The organism is Roseateles sp. GW821-FHT09H10 (assembly GCF_059415865.1).
Map to the genome: position 1 here is coordinate 301,464 of NZ_JBWKOB010000002.1, position 18,281 is coordinate 319,744.

The 18,281-nt window shown below is 69.6% G+C and carries 25 protein-coding genes; 9 read left to right on the forward strand and 16 right to left on the reverse strand.

Annotated elements, in window-relative coordinates; all coding sequences use genetic code 11:
- Positions 1 to 68 precede the first annotated feature (68 nt).
- The 13 genes from atpE to AC07OY_RS09330 form a co-directional block, all read right to left on the reverse strand.
- Entirely contained in the window at positions 69 to 344 is a 276-nt protein-coding gene (atpE, locus tag AC07OY_RS09270) for a F0F1 ATP synthase subunit C (RefSeq protein ID WP_492658041.1), read from the reverse strand.
- 68 nt (positions 345 to 412) lie between these two features.
- Positions 413 to 1,267, reverse strand: a complete 855-nt coding sequence (gene atpB / locus AC07OY_RS09275; protein ID WP_495042270.1) for a F0F1 ATP synthase subunit A — start codon at positions 1,265 to 1,267, stop codon at positions 413 to 415.
- Between the two features lie 22 nt (positions 1,268 to 1,289).
- Positions 1,290 to 1,781, reverse strand: a complete 492-nt coding sequence (locus tag AC07OY_RS09280) for an ATP synthase subunit I (RefSeq protein ID WP_495042271.1) — start codon at positions 1,779 to 1,781, stop codon at positions 1,290 to 1,292.
- 161 nt (positions 1,782 to 1,942) lie between these two features.
- Positions 1,943 to 2,833 (reverse strand): SMP-30/gluconolactonase/LRE family protein, encoded by an 891-nt coding sequence (locus tag AC07OY_RS09285; protein WP_495042272.1) that lies wholly within the window; start codon positions 2,831 to 2,833, stop codon positions 1,943 to 1,945.
- Between the two features lie 17 nt (positions 2,834 to 2,850).
- Positions 2,851 to 3,366 carry a GNAT family N-acetyltransferase gene (locus AC07OY_RS09290; RefSeq protein ID WP_495042273.1) on the reverse strand — a complete coding sequence of 172 codons (516 nt, stop codon included), beginning with the start codon at positions 3,364 to 3,366 and terminating at the stop codon, positions 2,851 to 2,853.
- A 119-nt stretch (positions 3,367 to 3,485) separates the two neighbouring features.
- Complete coding sequence (locus AC07OY_RS09295; RefSeq protein WP_495042274.1) at positions 3,486 to 4,208, reverse strand: alanyl-tRNA editing protein; 723 nt, start codon at positions 4,206 to 4,208, stop codon at positions 3,486 to 3,488.
- Positions 4,208 to 4,786: a VOC family protein gene (locus AC07OY_RS09300; protein WP_495042275.1), complete on the reverse strand. Its 579-nt coding sequence runs from the start codon at positions 4,784 to 4,786 to the stop codon at positions 4,208 to 4,210. Before AC07OY_RS09300 ends, AC07OY_RS09295 begins: the two co-directional genes overlap by 1 nt.
- Positions 4,787 to 4,788: 2 nt before the next feature.
- A complete protein-coding gene (locus tag AC07OY_RS09305) occupies positions 4,789 to 5,640 on the reverse strand; it encodes a PhzF family phenazine biosynthesis protein (protein ID WP_495042276.1) in 852 nt (283 codons plus the stop codon).
- Positions 5,637 to 6,071: a GNAT family N-acetyltransferase gene (locus AC07OY_RS09310; protein ID WP_495042277.1), complete on the reverse strand. Its 435-nt coding sequence runs from the start codon at positions 6,069 to 6,071 to the stop codon at positions 5,637 to 5,639. Before AC07OY_RS09310 ends, AC07OY_RS09305 begins: the two co-directional genes overlap by 4 nt.
- Positions 6,071 to 7,279, reverse strand: a complete 1,209-nt coding sequence (locus tag AC07OY_RS09315) for an aminotransferase-like domain-containing protein (RefSeq protein WP_495042278.1) — start codon at positions 7,277 to 7,279, stop codon at positions 6,071 to 6,073. Before AC07OY_RS09315 ends, AC07OY_RS09310 begins: the two co-directional genes overlap by 1 nt.
- A gap of 28 nt (positions 7,280 to 7,307) precedes the next feature.
- Complete coding sequence (locus AC07OY_RS09320) at positions 7,308 to 8,003, reverse strand: aspartate/glutamate racemase family protein (protein ID WP_495042279.1); 696 nt, start codon at positions 8,001 to 8,003, stop codon at positions 7,308 to 7,310.
- Positions 8,000 to 8,290, reverse strand: coding sequence for a DUF2917 domain-containing protein (locus tag AC07OY_RS09325; RefSeq protein ID WP_495042280.1), 291 nt, complete (start codon positions 8,288 to 8,290; stop codon positions 8,000 to 8,002). The genes AC07OY_RS09320 and AC07OY_RS09325 overlap by 4 nt, the downstream gene beginning before the upstream one ends.
- Before the next feature lie 11 nt (positions 8,291 to 8,301).
- The gene (locus tag AC07OY_RS09330; protein ID WP_495042281.1) at positions 8,302 to 9,219 is read right to left on the reverse strand and encodes a DMT family transporter; all 918 of its coding nucleotides are present in this window, start codon (positions 9,217 to 9,219) and stop codon (positions 8,302 to 8,304) included.
- Positions 9,220 to 9,292: 73 nt separating this feature from the next.
- Between AC07OY_RS09330 and AC07OY_RS09335 the strand changes: the two genes are divergently transcribed.
- The 9 genes from AC07OY_RS09335 (at position 9,293) to AC07OY_RS09375 (ending at position 15,086) form a co-directional block, all read left to right on the forward strand.
- Positions 9,293 to 10,717: an aminotransferase-like domain-containing protein gene (locus AC07OY_RS09335; protein ID WP_495042282.1), complete on the forward strand. Its 1,425-nt coding sequence runs from the start codon at positions 9,293 to 9,295 to the stop codon at positions 10,715 to 10,717.
- Positions 10,718 to 10,835: 118 nt separating this feature from the next.
- Positions 10,836 to 11,516, forward strand: a complete 681-nt coding sequence (locus tag AC07OY_RS09340) for a PEP-CTERM sorting domain-containing protein (RefSeq protein WP_495042283.1) — start codon at positions 10,836 to 10,838, stop codon at positions 11,514 to 11,516.
- Positions 11,509 to 11,808, forward strand: coding sequence for a DUF6916 family protein (locus AC07OY_RS09345; RefSeq protein ID WP_495042284.1), 300 nt, complete (start codon positions 11,509 to 11,511; stop codon positions 11,806 to 11,808). The genes AC07OY_RS09340 and AC07OY_RS09345 overlap by 8 nt, the downstream gene beginning before the upstream one ends.
- A 10-nt stretch (positions 11,809 to 11,818) precedes the next feature.
- Positions 11,819 to 12,328, forward strand: a complete 510-nt coding sequence (locus AC07OY_RS09350) for a phage tail protein (RefSeq protein WP_495042285.1) — start codon at positions 11,819 to 11,821, stop codon at positions 12,326 to 12,328.
- A 17-nt stretch (positions 12,329 to 12,345) separates the two neighbouring features.
- Positions 12,346 to 12,861, forward strand: a complete 516-nt coding sequence (locus AC07OY_RS09355; protein ID WP_495042286.1) for a phage tail protein — start codon at positions 12,346 to 12,348, stop codon at positions 12,859 to 12,861.
- A gap of 10 nt (positions 12,862 to 12,871) precedes the next feature.
- A complete protein-coding gene (locus tag AC07OY_RS09360; RefSeq protein ID WP_495042287.1) occupies positions 12,872 to 13,390 on the forward strand; it encodes a phage tail protein in 519 nt (172 codons plus the stop codon).
- Complete coding sequence (locus tag AC07OY_RS09365; protein ID WP_495042288.1) at positions 13,387 to 14,004, forward strand: GNAT family N-acetyltransferase; 618 nt, start codon at positions 13,387 to 13,389, stop codon at positions 14,002 to 14,004. The genes AC07OY_RS09360 and AC07OY_RS09365 overlap by 4 nt, the downstream gene beginning before the upstream one ends.
- On the forward strand, positions 14,001 to 14,363 hold the full coding sequence (locus AC07OY_RS09370) for a DUF6916 family protein (protein ID WP_495042289.1): 363 nt from the start codon (positions 14,001 to 14,003) through the stop codon (positions 14,361 to 14,363). The genes AC07OY_RS09365 and AC07OY_RS09370 overlap by 4 nt, the downstream gene beginning before the upstream one ends.
- Before the next feature lie 114 nt (positions 14,364 to 14,477).
- The gene (locus tag AC07OY_RS09375) at positions 14,478 to 15,086 is read left to right on the forward strand and encodes a response regulator (protein WP_495042290.1); all 609 of its coding nucleotides are present in this window, start codon (positions 14,478 to 14,480) and stop codon (positions 15,084 to 15,086) included.
- On the opposite strand, the gene AC07OY_RS09380 is transcribed toward AC07OY_RS09375, so the two are convergent.
- The 3 genes from AC07OY_RS09380 to AC07OY_RS09390 are packed head-to-tail and all read right to left on the reverse strand — an operon-like array spanning position 15,083 to position 18,247.
- On the reverse strand, positions 15,083 to 15,463 hold the full coding sequence (locus tag AC07OY_RS09380) for a hypothetical protein (RefSeq protein WP_495042291.1): 381 nt from the start codon (positions 15,461 to 15,463) through the stop codon (positions 15,083 to 15,085). The two genes, AC07OY_RS09375 and AC07OY_RS09380, sit on opposite strands and share 4 nt — an antisense overlap.
- Positions 15,460 to 17,334, reverse strand: coding sequence for an ATP-binding cassette domain-containing protein (locus AC07OY_RS09385; protein WP_495042292.1), 1,875 nt, complete (start codon positions 17,332 to 17,334; stop codon positions 15,460 to 15,462). Before AC07OY_RS09385 ends, AC07OY_RS09380 begins: the two co-directional genes overlap by 4 nt.
- 22 nt (positions 17,335 to 17,356) lie before the next feature.
- Positions 17,357 to 18,247, reverse strand: coding sequence for an alpha/beta hydrolase (locus tag AC07OY_RS09390; RefSeq protein WP_495042293.1), 891 nt, complete (start codon positions 18,245 to 18,247; stop codon positions 17,357 to 17,359).
- Positions 18,248 to 18,281 lie beyond the last annotated feature (34 nt).

Here is an 18,281-nt window from a genome sequence, read left to right on the forward strand (position 1 = left end):
ATGCCTCACAAAGTTTCGAGTGCTTGAAGCCGCCCCCAGGAGTCCGAGGGCGGGGCGGCAACGTCGAATTACTTGGCGGTGGCCGCGACGGCTTGGGCGATCTGGCCCAGGAAGGGGTTGGCCGTGGCGAACCACAGGGCGATACCGGTGCCGATGATGAAGGCGGCGTCGATCAGGCCGGCCAGCAGGAACATCTTGGTTTGCAGTTCGTTCATCAGCTCGGGCTGACGAGCGGCGGACTCAAGGTACTTGCTGCCCATGATGCCGATGCCGATACAAGCACCGAAGGCGCCCAGACCAATGATCAGACCAGCGGCGAGAGCAACAAAGCTAATGACTTCCACGATGACTCCTTAAGGGACTAGAGAAAAGGGGTTGAAGAAAAACTGCTTGGGGAAACTTGGGGTGACGCTCAGTGAGCGTCGTGGGCCTGACCGATGTAGACCAGCGTCAGCATCATGAAGACGAAGGCCTGCAGCGTGATGATCAGGATGTGGAAGATGGCCCACACCGAACCGGCAATGATGTGGCCGATGGCCAGGCCGATGCCGGTCGCCGACAGGCTCCAGGCGCCGCCCATCAGGGCGATCAGCATGAAGATCAGTTCGCCGGCGTACATGTTGCCGAACAGTCGCATGCCGTGGGACACGGTCTTGGCGACGAACTCGATCAGCTGCATGCCGAGGTTGACGGGGTAGAGATAGACCTTGTCGCCGAAGGGTGCCGAGATCAGTTCATGGCCCCAGCCGCCGGCGCCCTTGATCTTGACGTTGTAGACGATGCAGGTGATCAGCACGCCCAGGGACAGGCCCATGGTCATGGACAGGTCGGCGGTCGGCACGACGCGCAGATAGGCGTGGTGGTCGCCGGTGATCTGCTGCCAGATCCAGGGGAACAGGTCCACCGGGAACAGGTCCATCGCATTCATCAGGAAGATCCAGACGAAGACGGTCAGGGCCAGCGGAGCCACCAGCTTGCGGCTGTTGGCGTTGTGGACGATGCCCTTGGCCTGGTCGGCGACGATTTCGACGAGGATTTCAACGGCGGCTTGAAAACGGCCCGGGACGCCCGAAGTGGCGGACTTCGCAGCGCGCCACAGCAGGAAGCTGCCGATCAGACCCAGCAGCACGCTGAAGAAGATGGAGTCCAGGTTGACGACGGAGAAATCGACGATGCCCTTCTGGGTGCCGTTCTGCGCGTGATGCAAGTGGTGAATGATGTATTCACCGGCGCTCGGGGCGGCTGTTTCGTGGCCTGCTGATGCCATGTTTCGTTCTGCCTCGTCAGTTCTATCTGCGGCCACGCCACGCGAGCGCAAGCCAGTTCACTTTGATGCACACCGCGAGGGTGACCAGCAGGGCTGGCCAGCTCAGGCCCGGCACCACCTTTGGCGCCAGCACCAGCATCGCGATCGATGCACCGATTTTCAAAAATTCCCAAGCCATGAACCCGGCGGCCGCACCGACCGCAGAATCCACGCGCTTTGTCAGCCCCCGCGCAAGCAGCATGCCCGGCAGCACCACCGCCGCGACGCCGTACAGCGCCGAGGCCATGGCCACGCCGGACGCCGTCCACAGCCGGATCACGGCCACGCACAGCAGACCTGCCACCAGCTGCATCCCCAGCACACGCCAGGGCGACAACATCGGCAACGCGGACTTCAGCGCCGCCGCCTGCTCCGGGTTCAGCGCCTTGACGGGCGGCTCCTCTTGATCGTCGTCCCAGCCTCCGGCCGTCGAAACAGCGGGGGGCCAGGTCTTTCGGGGGCCGTTCTCGGTCATGGCGCCAGGTCCTGGGGTGGGCGGCTCAGCCTCCAAAACTACCGGAAAGCCGATTGCACCGGGATGACGCACAGGCGCCATCCAACAAAGCCACTCATTATAGGTGACGAGTTACACCGGGGTAAATACTCCCCCTCGCCGCCAAAGGATTCAGGCCCCGTTCAGGCGTCCGTCAGGGTCGCCGGCAAGCCCGGCACGTCAACGCGCAGCTGCAGCACGGCGCCGGCCAGCGGCTCACGTTCGAGCTCGTCGGCGGGGCGCTTCTCGCGGGCCGTCGTGATGAAGAGGGTGCGCCCGTCGGGTCCGCCGAAAGTGGGCATGGTCGGGCAGGTGGCCGGCAGCTCGACGCGCCGCACCACCTCGCCGGTCGGCGCGATGCGCAGGACGCAGCCGCCTTCGAACATGGCAGCCCAGTAGCAACCCTCGGCATCCATGGCGGCGCCGTCGGGGCGGCCGCCATAGGCCTCGCCCGCCGCCTTCGGCTTGAACTCGGCAAAGACGCGCGGGTTGGACAGCGCCCCGGTCGCGGCATCGAAGTCGGCCGCATAGATGCAGTGGGCCTTGGTGTCCGACCAATGCATGCGACGGCCATCCGGGCTCCAGGCCAGGCCGTTGGACGTCGTCAGGCCGGGCACCTGGGCGGTGAAGCTCTTGCCGTCGAAGCGATAGAGCGCCGCCTCGGGCTCTCGCGCATCCGAGATGCTGCCTATCCACAGGCGGCCAGAAGGGTCGACCTTGCCATCATTGAAGCGCAGCCGCGCCGCGTCATAGGGCGGCGCGGCGACCAGCCGCTGCTCGCCGGTCGTCGTGTCCAGCGCCCACAAGCCGTCACGCCGGGCGACCAGCAGGCCGCCGCTGGCACGCGCCGCGATGCAGCCCGGCTCGGCATCCTGGGCCCAGACATCCGGCGCGTCGGCCCCCTCGCGCCAGCGCAGCACCTGGCGGCCGGGGATGTCGACCGCATAGAGCTGCTGTTCCGTGGGGTGCCACAGCGGCGATTCGCCGAGCAGGCAGCGGTGAGAACCGAGGGCTTGGATGTCTTGAGAGGCCATCCCGCCACTCTAGGCCGTTATCCGAAGTAACTCGGCCGGAAGGCGCCGAGCTCGGCCTTCAGGTAGTGGGCGCCGGGGATGGGGTTGAAATAGAAGGGCGGCACTTCGGCAAAGCCCAGGCTTTCGTAGAGGCCGCGGGCGGCTTCCATGTCGTCCAGCGTGTCCAGCAGCATGGACGAGTAGCCGGCTTCGGTGGCGCGGTCCATCAACGCCTGGGCCAGGATGCGGCCCAGGCCGAAACGGCGGAAGGCCGGGCGCACGAACAGGCGCTTCATCTCGCAGGCGTTCGGGTAGTCGGCGTCGGGCAGGGGCCGGAAGGCACCACTGCCCGCAATGGCCCCGTCGACGGTGGCCAGCAGCATCAGGCCGCCGGGCGGTGCGTAGACACCGGGCAGGCCGGCCAGCTCTTCCTCGAAGCCCTGGAAACCCAGATCCACATCGAGGCTGCTCGCGTAGTCGCGCAGGATGAGGCGGGTCTCCTGCCAGTCCGCGGGGGACTCGGGCGTGATGATCTGTATGTCAGGGCCGGCCATAGGCGCCGCAGTTTATCCAGAGGAGTCAGGCGGCAAATCCCAAGACCACGCGTCTAGTCTTGGCACTCTTCTTGGTGATCACTCACGTTCGCGATGCGAACATGAGTGCTCCCCAGAAATCAGCTTCGGCCCGTGGCCGACTCGGCAAAGCCGAGCACGACCCTGCGGGCCTTGGCTGATTTCTTCTCAATCTTCGTCACCACCACTGAGCCAATCTCGGCGGTGTTCGAGACATGCGTGCCGCCGCAGGGCTGCAGGTCCACCCCTTCCACCTCCAACACGCGGATGCGCCCGAGACCCCGCGGCGGCTGCACGCTCATCGAGCGCACAAGCCCGGGATTCGCATCCAGCTCGTCTTCCGTGATCCAGCGATGCCCGACCGGATGCGCCTCCGCCACCAGCCGGTTCAGGCCGGCCTGGATGGCCTCCTTGTCGAAGGGCTCGTCGGTGTGGAAGTCCAGCCGTGCATAGCCCTCGGTGATGGAGCAGCCGTCGACCGGATAAGGCAGCAGCGCGCACAGCAGATGCGTGGCGGTGTGGAAGCGCCGATGGGCCATGCGGCGCGCGGCATCGACCTCCACGCGCACCGCCGTGCCGACGGCAGGCAGATCGCCTTCGATCAGATGGACGATGGCCTCGGGGTGCTCCTTGCTCTTGCGCGTGTCCGTCACGCGCCAGCGCTGCTCGCCGGCCACCAGCCAGCCGGTGTCGCCAGCCTGGCCGCCGCCGACCGGATAGCAGACGGTGCGGTCCAGCAGCACGCCGCCATCGACCTGGGCCGTGACGCTGGCGTCGCAGGCCAGCAGCGTCGCGTCTTCGCGAAACAGGTCTTCCGTCTTCATCAGCCGATCACCTCCAGTTCGACCTCGCCGCGCGGCGTGGCCAGGCGAGCCCGCAAACCGTCGCGGGCCTCGAAGCCCAGCAACTGCACGCCGGACTCGGCCATGCCATCGGTCGGATGTGCCTCGCCCCATTCGATCAGCACCGGCAAGGCCTCGCGGCGCAGCCGTCGGCCATCCTCGCGCAGCGCGATGCGCCAGCGCAGATGGCCGCGCGAGGCCCCCACCGCTTCGCCCGCATCGACACCCTCGCCACGCCAGTTGGCCAGGGCTGCATCCAGATTCGGCACGCGCGACACCCAGTGGATCAGGCCGGGGCCTTGCGACAGGCGCTCGCGCAGCGCGGGCAGGTCCAGGTCGAACCAGCGCGCACGGGCCGGCGGCGCGGCCTCGGGATCGATGGCGATGATCTCCAGATAGCAGCGCGGGTGATTCGGCGCGCTGACGTTGAGCAGGCGGTTGTGCGTGCCCATCAGCGCATGCTTGCCGCCGGGACCGGGCGTCACGCCCAGCACGCGCTCGCACCAGGCCACGCCCTCCTCCAGCGAGGCGGCGCCGACGACGAGGTGATCCAGCTCCATGGTCACAGCGCGACCTGGCCCTGCACCAGTGGCGTCACGTCGCCGCCTATCCAGATGGCCTCGCCCTCGCGTTGCACATGGACGCGGCCGGCGCGGCCCAGCGCCGTGCCCTGAGCCACCACATAGGCATCAGGCGCCAGCCCGGCGCCGATCAGCCATTGCGCCAGGCCGGCATTCAGGCTGCCGGTGACCGGATCCTCGGGCACGCCGTCGCCGGAGATGAAGGCCCTCACCTCGAATTGCGGCTCGTCCGACCGCGCCACGACGCCCACCTTGTGCGGCCCGACCACGCCCAGCTCCAGGCCGGCCATGCGCGACCAGTCGGGCTTGAGCGCCAGCACCTGCTCCGCCGAGGCCAGCATGACGGCGCACCAGCCGGGGCCGTTGTCCACCCACTGGTGGGTCACGATGTCTTCGCGCTTCACGCCCAGGCCGGCGCAGACCTGGCCCAGCTTGGGCTCGTCCAGCGGCCCGCTGCGCAGCAGGGGCGGCGCGGCAAAGGCCAGGCGGCCGCCATCGCGGCGCACCTTCACCAGACCCACGCCACATTGCTGCACGACCGCCTCTCCCTTGGGCTGGCCACCCGCAGCCAGCCAGGCGTGGCAGCTGCCCAGGGTCGGATGGCCCGCAAACGGCAGCTCGCGCGCCGTCGTGAAGATGCGCACGCGGTAGTCGGCCGCAGGGTCGGTGGGCGGCAGCAGGAAGGTGGTCTCGCTGAGATGGGTCCAGTTCGCGAAGGCCTGCATCTCGGCGTCGCTCAGGCCGTCGGCGTCGATGACGACGGCCAGCGGGTTGCCCTTCAGCGGCTGGGCAGTGAAGACATCGACCTGGGTAAAGCGGCGTGAGCGGGTCATGGCTTGATGTAGAGGCCGGGTCTGACGATTTCCATGCCGCGCTGCGGATTGGCCAGCGGCGTGAAGCCGTGGCCGGTGTAGACGGCATGGGCGTCACGAGTGAAGAGCATGAAGCGGCGCAGGCCTTGCAGATCAGGATGAGCCAGCAACGTCTCGATCATCCACGTCGCCAGGCCCCGGCCGCGATGGGTATCGAGCACATAGACGTCGCAGAGATAGGCAAAGGTCGTCCGGTCCGTCACGACGCGGGCAAAGCCGACCTGGCCGACGCCATCGGCATGCAGGGCTATGCACAAGGAATTCGCAATCGAGCGCTCGACCAGGGCCAGCGGAATGCCCTCGCTCCAGTAGGCGCGGGTCAGGAAGGCGTGCGCGGCCACCGCGTCGATGTCCGCGGGCGCGAAGCTGAGGCGGTAGCCGTCACGTTGCATCAGGGCGCGTGCTCCGTGGCCGGCTCCAGCGCCTCGTGCAGCACGCGGCCGAGCTTCTCGACGCCCTCGCGGATCAGGTCGGGCGTCAGCGTCACGAAGCTCAGGCGCAGCGTGCGCGGGTCGGGCTGGTGGGCGTAGAAGGCCGCACCGGGCACAAAGGCGATGCCGGCGTCCACGGCCCGCGGCAGCAGGGCCATGGCGTCCAGGCCCTCGGGCAGGCGGATCCAGAAGAACATGCCGCCCTGGGGCGACAGATAGTCACAGCCGGCCGGCAGGAATTCGCGCAGGGCCTCGGCCATGGCGTCGCGGTTGGCCTTGTAGCGGGCGCGGATGGAGGGGATGTGCTGGTCCAGGAAGCCGTCCTTGATGACCTCGTGGACGACGCGCTGGTTGAAGCCCGGCGTGTGCAGGTCGGCGGCCTGCTTGGCCTGCAGCAGCTTGGGATAGAGCTCGGTGGGGGCGACGATGTAGCCGAGGCGGAAACCCGGCGTCAGCACCTTGGAGAAGGAGCCGAGGTAGAGCGAGCCTTCCGGCCATAGCGAGGACAGCGAGGCCGGCGGCGGCTCGTCGAACCAGAGGTCGCCATAGGGGTTGTCCTCGACGATGGGCACGCCGGCGCGGCGCGAGGCCTCGACAACCTCGACGCGGCGCTGGGCGCCCATGACGCGGCCGGTGGGGTTCTGGTAGTTGGGCAGCAGATAGCTGAAGCGCGTGCCGGGCGCATCGTGCGGCAGGGCTGCGATGGCTTCGGGCAGCGGGCCCTCGCTGTCGCTGGCCAGGCTGGCGAACAGCGGCTCGAAGGGCGTGAAGGCCTGCAGGGCGCCGAGATAGGTCGGTGTCTCGACGGCCACCGGCGCGCCGGCGTCGCAGAGGATCTTGCCCACCAGGTCCAGGCCCTGCTGGGAGCCGCTGGTGATCAGCACCTGGTCGGGCGAGACCTGCATGCCGAGTGAGGCGACCCGCGACGCCACCCATTCGCGCAGCGGCGCAAAGCCCTCGCTGGCCGCGTACTGCAGGGCCTCGCGCGGCGACTTGCTCAACACGCGGTCGCAGGCGGCCTTCAGCGCGTCGACGGGGAAGGTGTCCGCGCTCGGCAGGCCACCAGCCATGGACAGGATGCCCGGCTTCTCGGTGACCTTGAGGATCTCGCGAATGATGGACGGGTTCATCCGCGCGGCGCGGCGCGCTTGGGTCCAGACGGTGCTCATGATGGAGTTACGTGGGATTTCAAAGCAGTCAGCCTAGCATCCACTCGACGGCGGCACGGGCCTGCAAATCGGTGGAATCGAACAGCGGCAGGGCGGCAGCGCTTTCAGCCGGCAGCAACAGGCCCAGCTCGGTGCAGCCCAGGATGGCCGCCTGGGCCCCGCGGTCGGCGAGGCCCGCGACCTGGCCGCGCAGGGCCTCGCGCGAGGCCGGCTCGAAGCGGCCGCGGCACAGCTCCTCATAGATCAGGCGGTGCACTTCGACGCGGCCGGCCTCGTCGGGCGTGATGAGTTCGATGCCGAAGCGCTCCCACATGCGCTCGCGGTAGAAGCCCTGCTCCATCGTGAAGCGCGTGGCCAGCAGGCCGGCGCGTTTAACGCCCGCAGCGCGCAGGGCCTCGGCCGTCGCGTCGACGATGTGCAGCACCGGCAGGCCGGCGGTGCGCTCGACCTCGGCGGCGACGAGATGCATGGTGTTGGTCGCGATCAGCAGGGCCTCGGCGCCGGCGCGCTTCAGGCCGGCGGCTGCATCGCCCAGCAAGCGCGCAGCCTCGCCCCAATCACCGGCCGACTGCAGGGCGGCGATGGGCGCGAAGTCCACGCTATGCAGCACGAGCTGCGCGCTGTGCAGGCCACCCAGGCGAGCGGCGACGCCGCGATTGATGAGGGCGTACAGATGCTGGGTCGATTCCCAGCTCATGCCACCGAGGATGCCGAGTGTTTTCATGCGGGTGCCAGGTTCATGCGCCAGCCACGCGCGGGCCGGGCTTCGGCACGGCGCTGCGGCAGGGGCTGCAGCAACTGGAATTCAGCCTCGTGCCAGGCCTCGACGACGACCTCCTGGCCCGACGCCAGTGTCAGGCCCTCGCCGGCACGCAGCCAGTGGTCATCGCTGCCACCCGAAATGGTCGCCCAAACCCGGCCGCCCATGACGACGAGGCGGCGCGGCGTGCGCGCGGCGGCCAGGGTCAGGGCCTGTCCGGGTGCGAGTCGGGTCGTGAAGCTATCGTTCATGAACATCTCCTTCAGTGAACCGGTTGCCGCTTGCCCAGCCAAACCACCGCGAGCACGGCGATGGCGAAGACCACGGTCATCGCATCCAGGGACTCGCCCAGGATGGGCACGGCAAACAGCATGGACAAGAACGGTTGCAGCACCTGCACCTGGCTGACACGCAGCGTGCCGCCCAGGGCCAGGCCGCGATACCAGGCAAAGAAGCCGATCCACATGGAGACCAGGGAGACGTAGACAAAACCGAGCCAAGCCGAGGGTGCGACGGGCGCCGTCGGCAGCGTCCACAGCGCCAGCGGCACGGTGATGGGCAGACTGATGACCAGCACCCAGCAGATGACCTGCTCGGCCGTCAGCGACTTGGACAGGCGGGCGCCGCTGACATAGCCGGCCGACGCGCTGACGACGGCGCCCAGCAGCAGCCCATCCGCCATCTCCAGGCCGCCGGCACCGCGCCAGGCCGCAAACCCGATGACCAGGGACAGGCCGGCCAGCGCGCAGAGCCAGAAGCCCAGGCTGGGCCGCTGCCTCAGCACCAGGGCCGCGATGACGGCCGTGGCCAGAGGCAGGACGCCAGACACGACGGAGGCATGCACGGCGTCGACATGCCGCACGGCAAAGCCCAGCAGCAGCGGCCAGCCGAAGACCACCCCCGCCGCCGTGAAGGCCAGCAGCCCCCACTCGCCACCACGCGGGCGGCGTGCGCCGGTGACCCACAGATAGAGGACCGACAGCAGGCCGGCGACAGCGGCGCGGCCGAAGGCGACAAATGCCGGGTCGAGCTGGGGCGCCGCCGCGCTGCCACCGGCCAGGCGCGTCATCGGAATGCTGAGCGCGAACATCAGCACGCCGGCCGCGCCAAGCAGCAGGCCGCGCGTGGCGTCGGAGGCGCTCGTCGTGGAGATGGCGGTGGACGTGGAAAACCCTGACATGGACTCAGTCTGAGGCATGAAACCGATACAGAACCAGTACAGTCAGCCCACCAGACCACGAATCTGTACTGCCATGCCGACCGGTACACATCCCCCGCTGCAGCGCGGTGCCAGCCTGCCCCTCGCCGGCCAGTTGGCCGAGCGCTATGCCCAGCGCATCCGCGAACGCCTGCTGCTGCCCGGCGCCCGCCTGCCCTCGGTGCGCGACTGCGCACGCCAGCATGGGGTCAGCCCCCACACGGTCGTGGCCGCCTACGACCAGCTGCAGGCGGCCGGCCTGCTGGAGGCGCGCCGCCAGCGCGGCTTCTTCGTGCGTGAAAGCCGGCCTGCCGCGACCCGAACCCCGGCTCGCGCCCCCGCCCTGGCCATGCCGCGCCAGGCCCCGATGGACGCCACGGCGCTGATCCGCGGCATGTTCGAGGCCGACGCCGCGCGCTCGCCCGGCCTGGGCACCCTGCCGGCCGACTGGCTGGACCCGACGCTGCTGCAGTCGGCCCTGCGCCGCCTCAACGCGGCCGACGCCCTGGCCGTGCAGACCAGCTACGGCGACCCCAGCGGCGACGCCCGCCTGCGCGCAGCCCTGAGCCAGCGCCTGCACGACCTCGGCATCCATGCCGGCCCGGCCCAGATCCTGACGACCAATGGCGCGACGCACGCGCTGGACCTCCTCATCCGCACCCAGCTGCAGCCGGGCGATGCCGTCCTCGTGGACGACCCCGGCTGGGCTGTCATGTTCGCGCGGCTGATGCAGGCCGGCATCCGCCTGCTGCCGGTGCCGCGCGGCGCCCAAGGGCCCGATCTGGACGTGCTGAACTCGCTGGCCGCCGCCCACTCGCCACGCGCCTACCTGACCGTGTCGGTGCTGCACAACCCGACGGGCCACAGCCTCAACCTGGCTGGCGCCCACAAGCTGCTGCGCCTGGCCGACGAGCACGACTTCTTCATCGTCGAGGACGACAGCTACGGCTTCCTCGCGCCCGAGCACCTGCCGCGGCTGGCGGCCCTGGACGGCCTGCGCCGCGTGACCTATGTGTCGGGCTTCTCCAAGGTGCTGACGCCGGCCTGGCGCGTCGGCTACCTGGCCGCCGCTCCCGAGCGCCTGCGCGCGCTGACCGACACCAAGCTGCTCGACGGCCTGACCAGCTCGGCCGTGCTGGAGCGCGCCGTCGCGCTGTGCCTGGAGCAGGGCCGGCTGCGCCGCCACGCCCAGCGCCTGCGCGAGCGCCTGGACGCGGCCCGCCAGCGCGTCTCGGCCCTCGCGACCCGGCAGGGCTTCCAGTGGGCCGCGCCGCCCGACGGCCTGTTCGGCTGGCTGGACGTCGGCGTCGACACCGAGAGGCTGGCCCAGCCCCTGCTGGACGCCGGCTGGCTGATCGCGCCCGGCGCCCTGTTCAGCGCCACGCGCCGCCCCGGCTCGCTGATGCGCATCAACATGGCCACCTCCCAGGACCCGGCTTTCTGGCGGGCCCTGCGGGCGGGCGTCGACGAGCTCGGCTGAACCGAACTGAAGGGGCCATGCCCCCTAACTTGTTCCCCCTTGTTCACGGGAGCAACCCCTGGCGCCGAGCCGGCGCTGCGAGTCCACTCACTCGCCTGACAACGCACGGGGAGGCTCCATGCCCAGCAAGCGCTTGTGTCTCGGCCACCTGCTCGGTGGCCTGCTCCTGGCCCTGTCCTCGCTGACCGCGCAGGCCGACTTCGCCGGCGACATCACGGTGAAGCTGATCGCACCCGGCGGCATTGCCGGCGACAGCACGCCCATCGACCTGTCCCAGACCGTCGCCTTCGCCGACCTCGCCGATGGCGTCAAGGCGGCCAACCTGGGCGGCTCGGGCGCCGTCAGCGACTTCATGCTGGACAACGAGCGTGTCTTCTTCTCCGGCACCATGATCCTGATGCGCCTGGGTGTTGGCGACGACAGCGGCGGCGTGCTGACGACAGGTTATCTGGGCAGCGGCGGCGCGCATGCGCGCTACCAGTTCGATGGCATCGCCTTCACCGGCCACGCCATCACCGGCGTGCTGGTCTATGCCTACGACGGCTTCGCGACCTCGGGGCCCGCCAGCACGAGCGGCTTGCTGAGCCCGGCCGACCCCATGGTGCTGCTGCACAAGATCGACGACGACTCCTACAGCTTCGATCTCGACACCCTGCAGTTCAAGCAGCGCTTCGCGGGCAGCGGCGACAACTACGCCGAGTTCCGCATCGACTTCATCACCACCGCCGTGCCCGAGCCCGCCACCGCGCTGCTGCTGGCCGGCGGCCTGCTGCTCGTCTTGCGCCGCCGCCGTGACTGAGGCCGACAACTTCACACTGGCGCGCTTCCAGCCGCTGGTGGGCAGCCGCTTCACGCTGCGGCTGGACGAGGCCAGCAGCCTGCCGGCCGAACTCATCGAAGCCCGTGCCGGCCAGGGCACGGCCCTCGAGGGCCGCCAGCCCTTCAGCCTGACCTTCGAGGCGCCGCCCGAGCCCGCGCTGCCGCAACGCATCTACCGGCTGGAGCATCCGCAGCTCGATGCGATGGACATCTTCCTCGTGCCGGTGGCCCGCGCGGCCGGCGGCCTGCACTACGAAGCCGTATTCGGTTAGGAGGTCTTCCATGTCGACTCCCTTCCTCGGTGAACTCAAGCTGATGAGCTTCGGCTTCCCGCCCAAGGGCTGGGCCCTGTGCCATGGCCAGCTGCTGCCCATCGCCCAGAACCAGGCCCTGTTCGCGCTGCTCGGCACCACCTACGGCGGCAACGGCCAGACCACCTTTGCCCTGCCGGACCTGCGCGGTCGCACCCCGCTGCATGTCGGCATCAGCGTGACGCTGGGCGAGAAGGCGGGCCAGGAGGCCGTCGCGCTGACATCCGGCCAGCTGCCCGCCCACACCCACGCGCTGACGGCCACCAACGACCTCGCCAATGCCAGCGTGCCCGGCGGCGCCGTGCCCGCGGCCAAGCCCCGCGGCGGCGTCAATCGCTACGGGCCGGCCGGCAACGACACCCTCATGGGCCCGACCTCGCTGGCCAGCGTCGGCGGCGGCCAGCCCCACCCCAATATGCAGCCCTTCACGGTGTTGAGCTGGGTCATCGCGCTGCAGGGCATCTTCCCCAGTCGCAACTGAATCAAGAGGAGACCGCGATGTCGACTCCCTACATCGGCGAGATTCGCCTCTTTGCAGGCAGCTTCGCACCCTCTGGCTGGATGTTCTGCCAGGGCCAGACCCTGTCCATCGCCGAGCACGAGGTGCTGTTCCAGCTGATCGGGACCACCTATGGCGGTGACGGCCAGACCACCTTCTCCCTGCCCGACCTCAGCGGCCGCGTGCCGGTGCATCAGGGCCAGGGGCCGGGCGGCTCGTCGCGCACGATGGGCGAGCTCGGCGGCACCGAGACCGTGACCCTGCTGGCCGGCCAGATGCCCCCGCACACGCATGCGCTGCGCGCCAACACGGCCGCCGCCACCGGTTCGGCGCCCGGCGGCGCGCTGCTGGCGAGCACGGCGGTGGCCAGCTACGACCCCGGCGCCGCGGCCACCGCCATGGCCGGTGGCGCCGTTGGCGCGGCGGGCGGCAACCAGGCCCACGAGAACATGGCGCCGACGCTGGCCCTGAGCTACATCATTGCGCTGTTCGGCATCTTCCCCTCGCCCACCTGAGGAGCCCGACATGTCCGACCCCTTCGTCGCCGAGATCCGCGTGCTGCCCTTCAACTTCGCGCCCACCGGCTGGGCCAGCTGCGATGGCCAGCTCATCCCCATCGCCCAGAACACCGCGCTGTTCTCGCTGCTGGGCACCAACTACGGCGGCAACGGCAAGACCACCTTCGCCCTGCCCAATCTGCAGGAGCGCTTCGCCATGGGTACCGGCACCGGCCCGGGCCTGAGCCCGCGCGACATCGGCCAGCCCGTCGGCCAGGCCACGGTGGCCCTGCAAGCCAGCGAGATGCCCATGCACAGCCATGCGCTGATGGCCGGCAGCTCGCCCACCGCCACCAGCCCCGCCGGCAACGTGATGGCGCCGGCCGCCAACGGTGCCAACGTCTATCGCGCGCCGGGTGCCGCAGCCCCCATGGCCGCCGGCGCCATCGGCGCGGCCGGCGCCGGCCAGCCGCACGACAACCGCCAACCCTATCTGGCGCTGATGTTCTGCATCGCGCTGCAGGGCATCTTTCCCTCACGTTCATGAAGCCCCTCGTCCAAGGAGTACCTTGGCCGGTCCCCCGAGGGGACGGCGATGCTTGCGGCATTGAGCCGCACGCACATCGCCACAGCGGGCCGGCTCGGGAGCGGCCCAGCGCTCGGCCCGAAAGAGCCTGGCACTACCGCCTGCGCGCCGCCACCGCGGCCGATGACGCCTGGCAGCTCGCCATCTACGCCGGCACGCGCGCCGACGAGCTGGCCCTGACCGGCTGGCCGCCCGAGCAGCGCGAGGCCTTCGTGCGCCAGCAGCACCGCGCCCAGCAGCAGCATTACCGCGCGCATTTCCCGCACTCGGTCTGCCAGCTCATCCTGGTCGACGGCGAGGTCGCCGGCCGGCTCTGGCTGGACGAGCGCGAGGACCGCCTGCACATCCTGGACATCGCCCTGCTGCCCGCCTGGCGCGGCCACGGTCTGGGCGGCCGCTGCCTGCAGGACCTGGCCGCGAAGGCCGATGCACTTGGGCGGGCCCTGGGCATCCAGGTCGAACTGCACAACCCCGCCCGGCGCCTGTACGAGCGCCTGGGCTTCGTCGCCGAGGGCCAGCCCCAGGGCCTGCACCAGGCCATGCGCCGCCCCGCCCCTGAAGGAGCACTGCCGTGATCAACAAGCGCGATTTCCTGAAGAGCGGCACCACCGCCATCGTCGCCAGCGGCGGCACCGCCACGGCCCTGGCCGGCGTGCGGCCCAGCCTCGACGGCCGGGCTCCGCTGGCCAGCTGGCAGGCTCACATCGGCCAGGCCTTCGAGGTCGACGGCCACACCGTCACCCTGCGGGCCGCCCTGGCCCTGCCCGGCCGCCAGATCGGCGAACAGTTCAGCCTGCGCTTCACTGGCCCTGTGCCGGCCCACATCGGCGATGCCATCCACGCCGTTTCCCGCGAGCACGGCGCCGCGCTGACCCTCTACCTGGCCCGCACGCCCGACGGCCTGCGCGCCGATTTCTGTCGCCTGCAAGGCTGACGATTAGTTCTCGCTCGACCGGGGTTTGACGCCGGTCCGCCGCCGGGCCGCCGGCAGAATTCGCTCGCCAGGCGCCGCTGCAGCTGCGGCGCCCGAAGTGACATGAGCGAGCCCTTGAAATTCCTTGTTGTAGACCCCCTGGCCGGGGTGCAGACCTTTGCCCGACAGCTGCTGCAAAGCCATGGTTTCACGGCCGACAGCATCCTCTGCTGTGCCGACACTGACGCCGCCCTCGCCCAGGGCCTGCTGTTCAAGCCCCATTTCCTGATCACCGACTGGTTCCCCAAGGCGACGCTGAACGGCCTCCAGCTCCACCAGCGCCTGCGTGAGGTGCAGCCCACGCTGCATCTGTCGCTGCTGAGCTTCGAAGTGACGCCCGACCACCAGTTCGAGGCCGAGGCCCATGGCGCCCACTTCCTGCTGAAGAAGCCCTTCACGGCCGAGCAGCTCAAGGCCGAGATGAACCGCTCGCTGGAAGCCCTGGCCAAGAACTCACCGGGCCTGCATGGCCAGGTGCGCGACGCCATGCGCGCAGCCAAGCCGGCGCCGCGCCCCGTGCTGCCGGTGATCGCGCCTCAGGCCGTCATCAAGCCCGGCGACAAGGTGCGCTTCAACGGCGCCGTACACGTGGCCCAGTACGTCGTGCACCGTCATGGCGAGACGGTGGTGCAGCTGAAAGGCAAGAACGAGCTGGTGCCGCTCGATAAATTGCACCCCGCCTAGATCACGACGATCAGGATCATCAGCAGCGGATAGGGCAGGGCCACCGTCGGGCGCAGGGCGCTCTTCAGGTATTGCGCGATCAGGCCGGCGCCGCGCGGCCGGCTGGCGAGCCAGTCGCTGTGCAATTGCATGGCCACGGCGCCCTCACCTGCTTTCAATCCCGCCTCGACGACAAGCAGGCGATCGCCCAGCCGCCCCTGGAAGGTCTTGAGCACACCTTCCTGCAGCCACAGCAGGGCCAGCAGGGCAAGAGCCAGGGTGTTGTCCGGCACCAGCACGGTGGCCGCGAAGGCCACCAGTTTCACGCCCAGGGCCAGGGCCTCGTAGCGTTCATGCTGGGTCTGCAGGGCCAGCCATTCCTGGTGCAGGGCGTTCATTTGGCTTCGAGCACTTCCCAGCGCTCCATCAATGCCAGCATTTCCGCATCGATTTCAGCAGCACGATCGGTGACCTCGGCGATGCGCTTGGCGCCCTGGGTGTAGAGCTCGCTGCCGGCGATCAGCGCATTCAGCTGCGTCTGCTCGGCTTCCAGCGCGGCGATCTGCTTGGGGAGCTCGTCGAGTTCGCGCTGCTCCTTGTAGCTGAGCTTGCGCTTGGTGGCGACGACGGGCGCCGGCTCGGGGGCTGGCGGCGGCGTGGGGGCTGCGGCCGCAGGTGCGGCCTTGGCCTGCAGCGCGGCGGCGCGCTTGGACTGCGTCAGCCAGTCCTGCACGCTGCCCTCGTACTCGCGCCAGCGCGCCTCACCCTCGTAGACGATGGTCGAGGTGACGACGTTGTCCAGGAACCGCCGGTCGTGGCTGACCAGGAAGACGGTGCCGTCGTAGTCGGCCAGCAGCTCTTCCAGCAGTTCCAGCGTCTCGATGTCGAGGTCGTTGGTCGGCTCGTCCAGCACCAGCACATTGGCCGGCCGCGCGAACAGGCGCGCCAGCAGCAGGCGGTTGCGCTCGCCGCCGGACAGCGTGCGCACCGGCGAGTTGGCCCGCGCCGGCGAGAACAGGAAGTCGCCGAGATAGCTCTTCACATGCTTCTTCTGCGTGCCGATCTCGATCCATTCCGAGCCGGGGCTGATGGTGTCGGCCAGCGTCGCGTCCAGGTTCAGCGTGTCGCGCATCTGGTCGAAATAGGCGACCGTCAGCCGCGAGCCCTGGCGCACCGTGCCGCTGTCGGGCGCCAGCTCGCCGAGGATCATCTTCAAGAGCGTCGTCTTGCCGGCGCCGTTGGGGCCGATCAGGCCGACCTTGTCGCCGCGCAGGATGGTGCTGGTGAAGCCGCGCACGATGGCTCTATCGCCATAGCTCTTGGACACGTCCTCCAGCTCCGCGACGATCTTGCCGCTGGCGCTGCCGGTGTCGATGTCCAGCCTGACCTTGCCCTGCACGTCGCGCCGCGCCGCATGGGCCAGGCGCATGGCCTCCAGGCGCTGGATGCGCGCCACCGAGCGTGTGCGGCGCGCCTCGACGCCCTTGCGGATCCAGATCTCTTCCTGGGCCAGCAGCTTGTCGAAGCGGGCATTGAACAGCGCCTCGTTCTCCAGCTCATAGGCTTTGGCGGCCTGGAAGGCGGCGTAGTTGCCGGGGTAGCCGCGCAGCTGGCCACGGTCCAGCTCGACGATGCGGTTGGCGACGTTGTCCAGGAAGGCGCGGTCGTGGGTGATCAGCAGCAGCGAGCCCTTGAAGTCGTTCAGCAGGCCTTCCAGCCAGGTGATGGCGTCCAGGTCCAGGTGGTTGGTGGGTTCGTCCAGCAGCAGCACGTCGGGCTGGGCGACCAGCGCGCGGCCCAGCGCGACGCGCTTCTTCAGGCCGCCGGACAGGCTGCCCACCAGCCGCGAGCCGTCCAGGCCCAGGCGCTGCAGGGTCTCTTCGACGCGCTGCTCCCAGTTCCAGGCGCCGATGTGTTCGATGCGCTCCTGCACCCAGGCCAGGTCGTCGTTCTCGTCATGGCGCTCATAGCGCTCGCGCAGGGCCTTGGCCTCGGCCACGCCCTCGCTGATGACGTCGAAGATGGTCGCGTCGCCGCGCAGCTCCGGCTCCTGGGGCACATAGACGTTGGTCAGGCCCTGCTGCTGCTGCAGCAGGCCGTCGTCGAGCTTCTCCAAGCCGCAGAGGATCTTCAGCAGCGAGGACTTGCCGGTGCCGTTGCGGCCGATGAGGCCGACGCGTTCGCCGGTTTCGAGCGAGAAATTGGCGCCATCGAGCAGGGCAACGTGCCCGAAAGCCAGATGGGCATTGGTGAGGGAAAGAACAGCCATGGGGGGATTGTCCCCCGGCGCTTCAGATCGCCCGCAATGCCGCTGTGGAACTCAGATGTCCCAGCACCTGCTGCATGACAGCCGGATCGCTCAGCAGGCGGCGGTGGCCCAGGCCCTCGGTGACATGCAGGCGCCCGGCCGGCAGGCCGGCGAGCAGGGTCTCGCTGCCGGCCAGAGGCGCCGTCACATCGCCGCGGTCGTGCACGATCAGCGTCGGCTGCGTCACGCGCTCGCCCAGCCAGGCCGGCTCGAACAGCGACAGCGAGACGCCCTCGCGCCTCTCGACATGCCCGCTCATGCGCGTAGCCAGGCTCTCCCCCGTGCCCATGGCCTGGGCGAACCAGCGCAGGAACTGGGCCGGCGGCGGCGCCAGCGCCAGCAGGGCGGCGCGCCGCGCGGGCAGGCCGCGGGCCAGCGCATGCGACACGGCCAGCGCGCCCAGGGAATGGGCCACGACGCCGTCCCACGGCCCGAAGCGGGCCGTCACGGTGAACAGCGCCCTCACCCACTGCAGCAGATTGCTGCGCCAGCCGCCGCTGCGGCCATGGGCCGGCAGGTCCAGCAGCAGGGGCTCGAAGCCGGCCGCTGCCAGCGTGTCGGCCAGCGGCCGCATCTGCTGGGCGTCCCCGGCCCAGCCATGGGTCAGCAGGACCTTGGGCCGGCCGGGCTCGACGTCGGCGCGCTGCCAGACGCTGACATGGCCGCCCTCGAAGGGCAGGCGCGTCTCCACCCAGGGCCGCGGCACCGCGCGCGAGCGGGCCAGCCATTTGGTGGGCATGGGCGTGAAGAACAGGCCCAGGGCGACGCGGGCGCCGAGGTCGGGCGAGACGCGGTGCAGGCCGCGCAGCAGGGCGGCAACGCCGCGCGCGGCCGGTGAGGCATAGAAGGCAGCGGCAGGGTTGTGGGCGGTCACGGCAATCTCCATATTTCGCACGGTCGTGCGATGA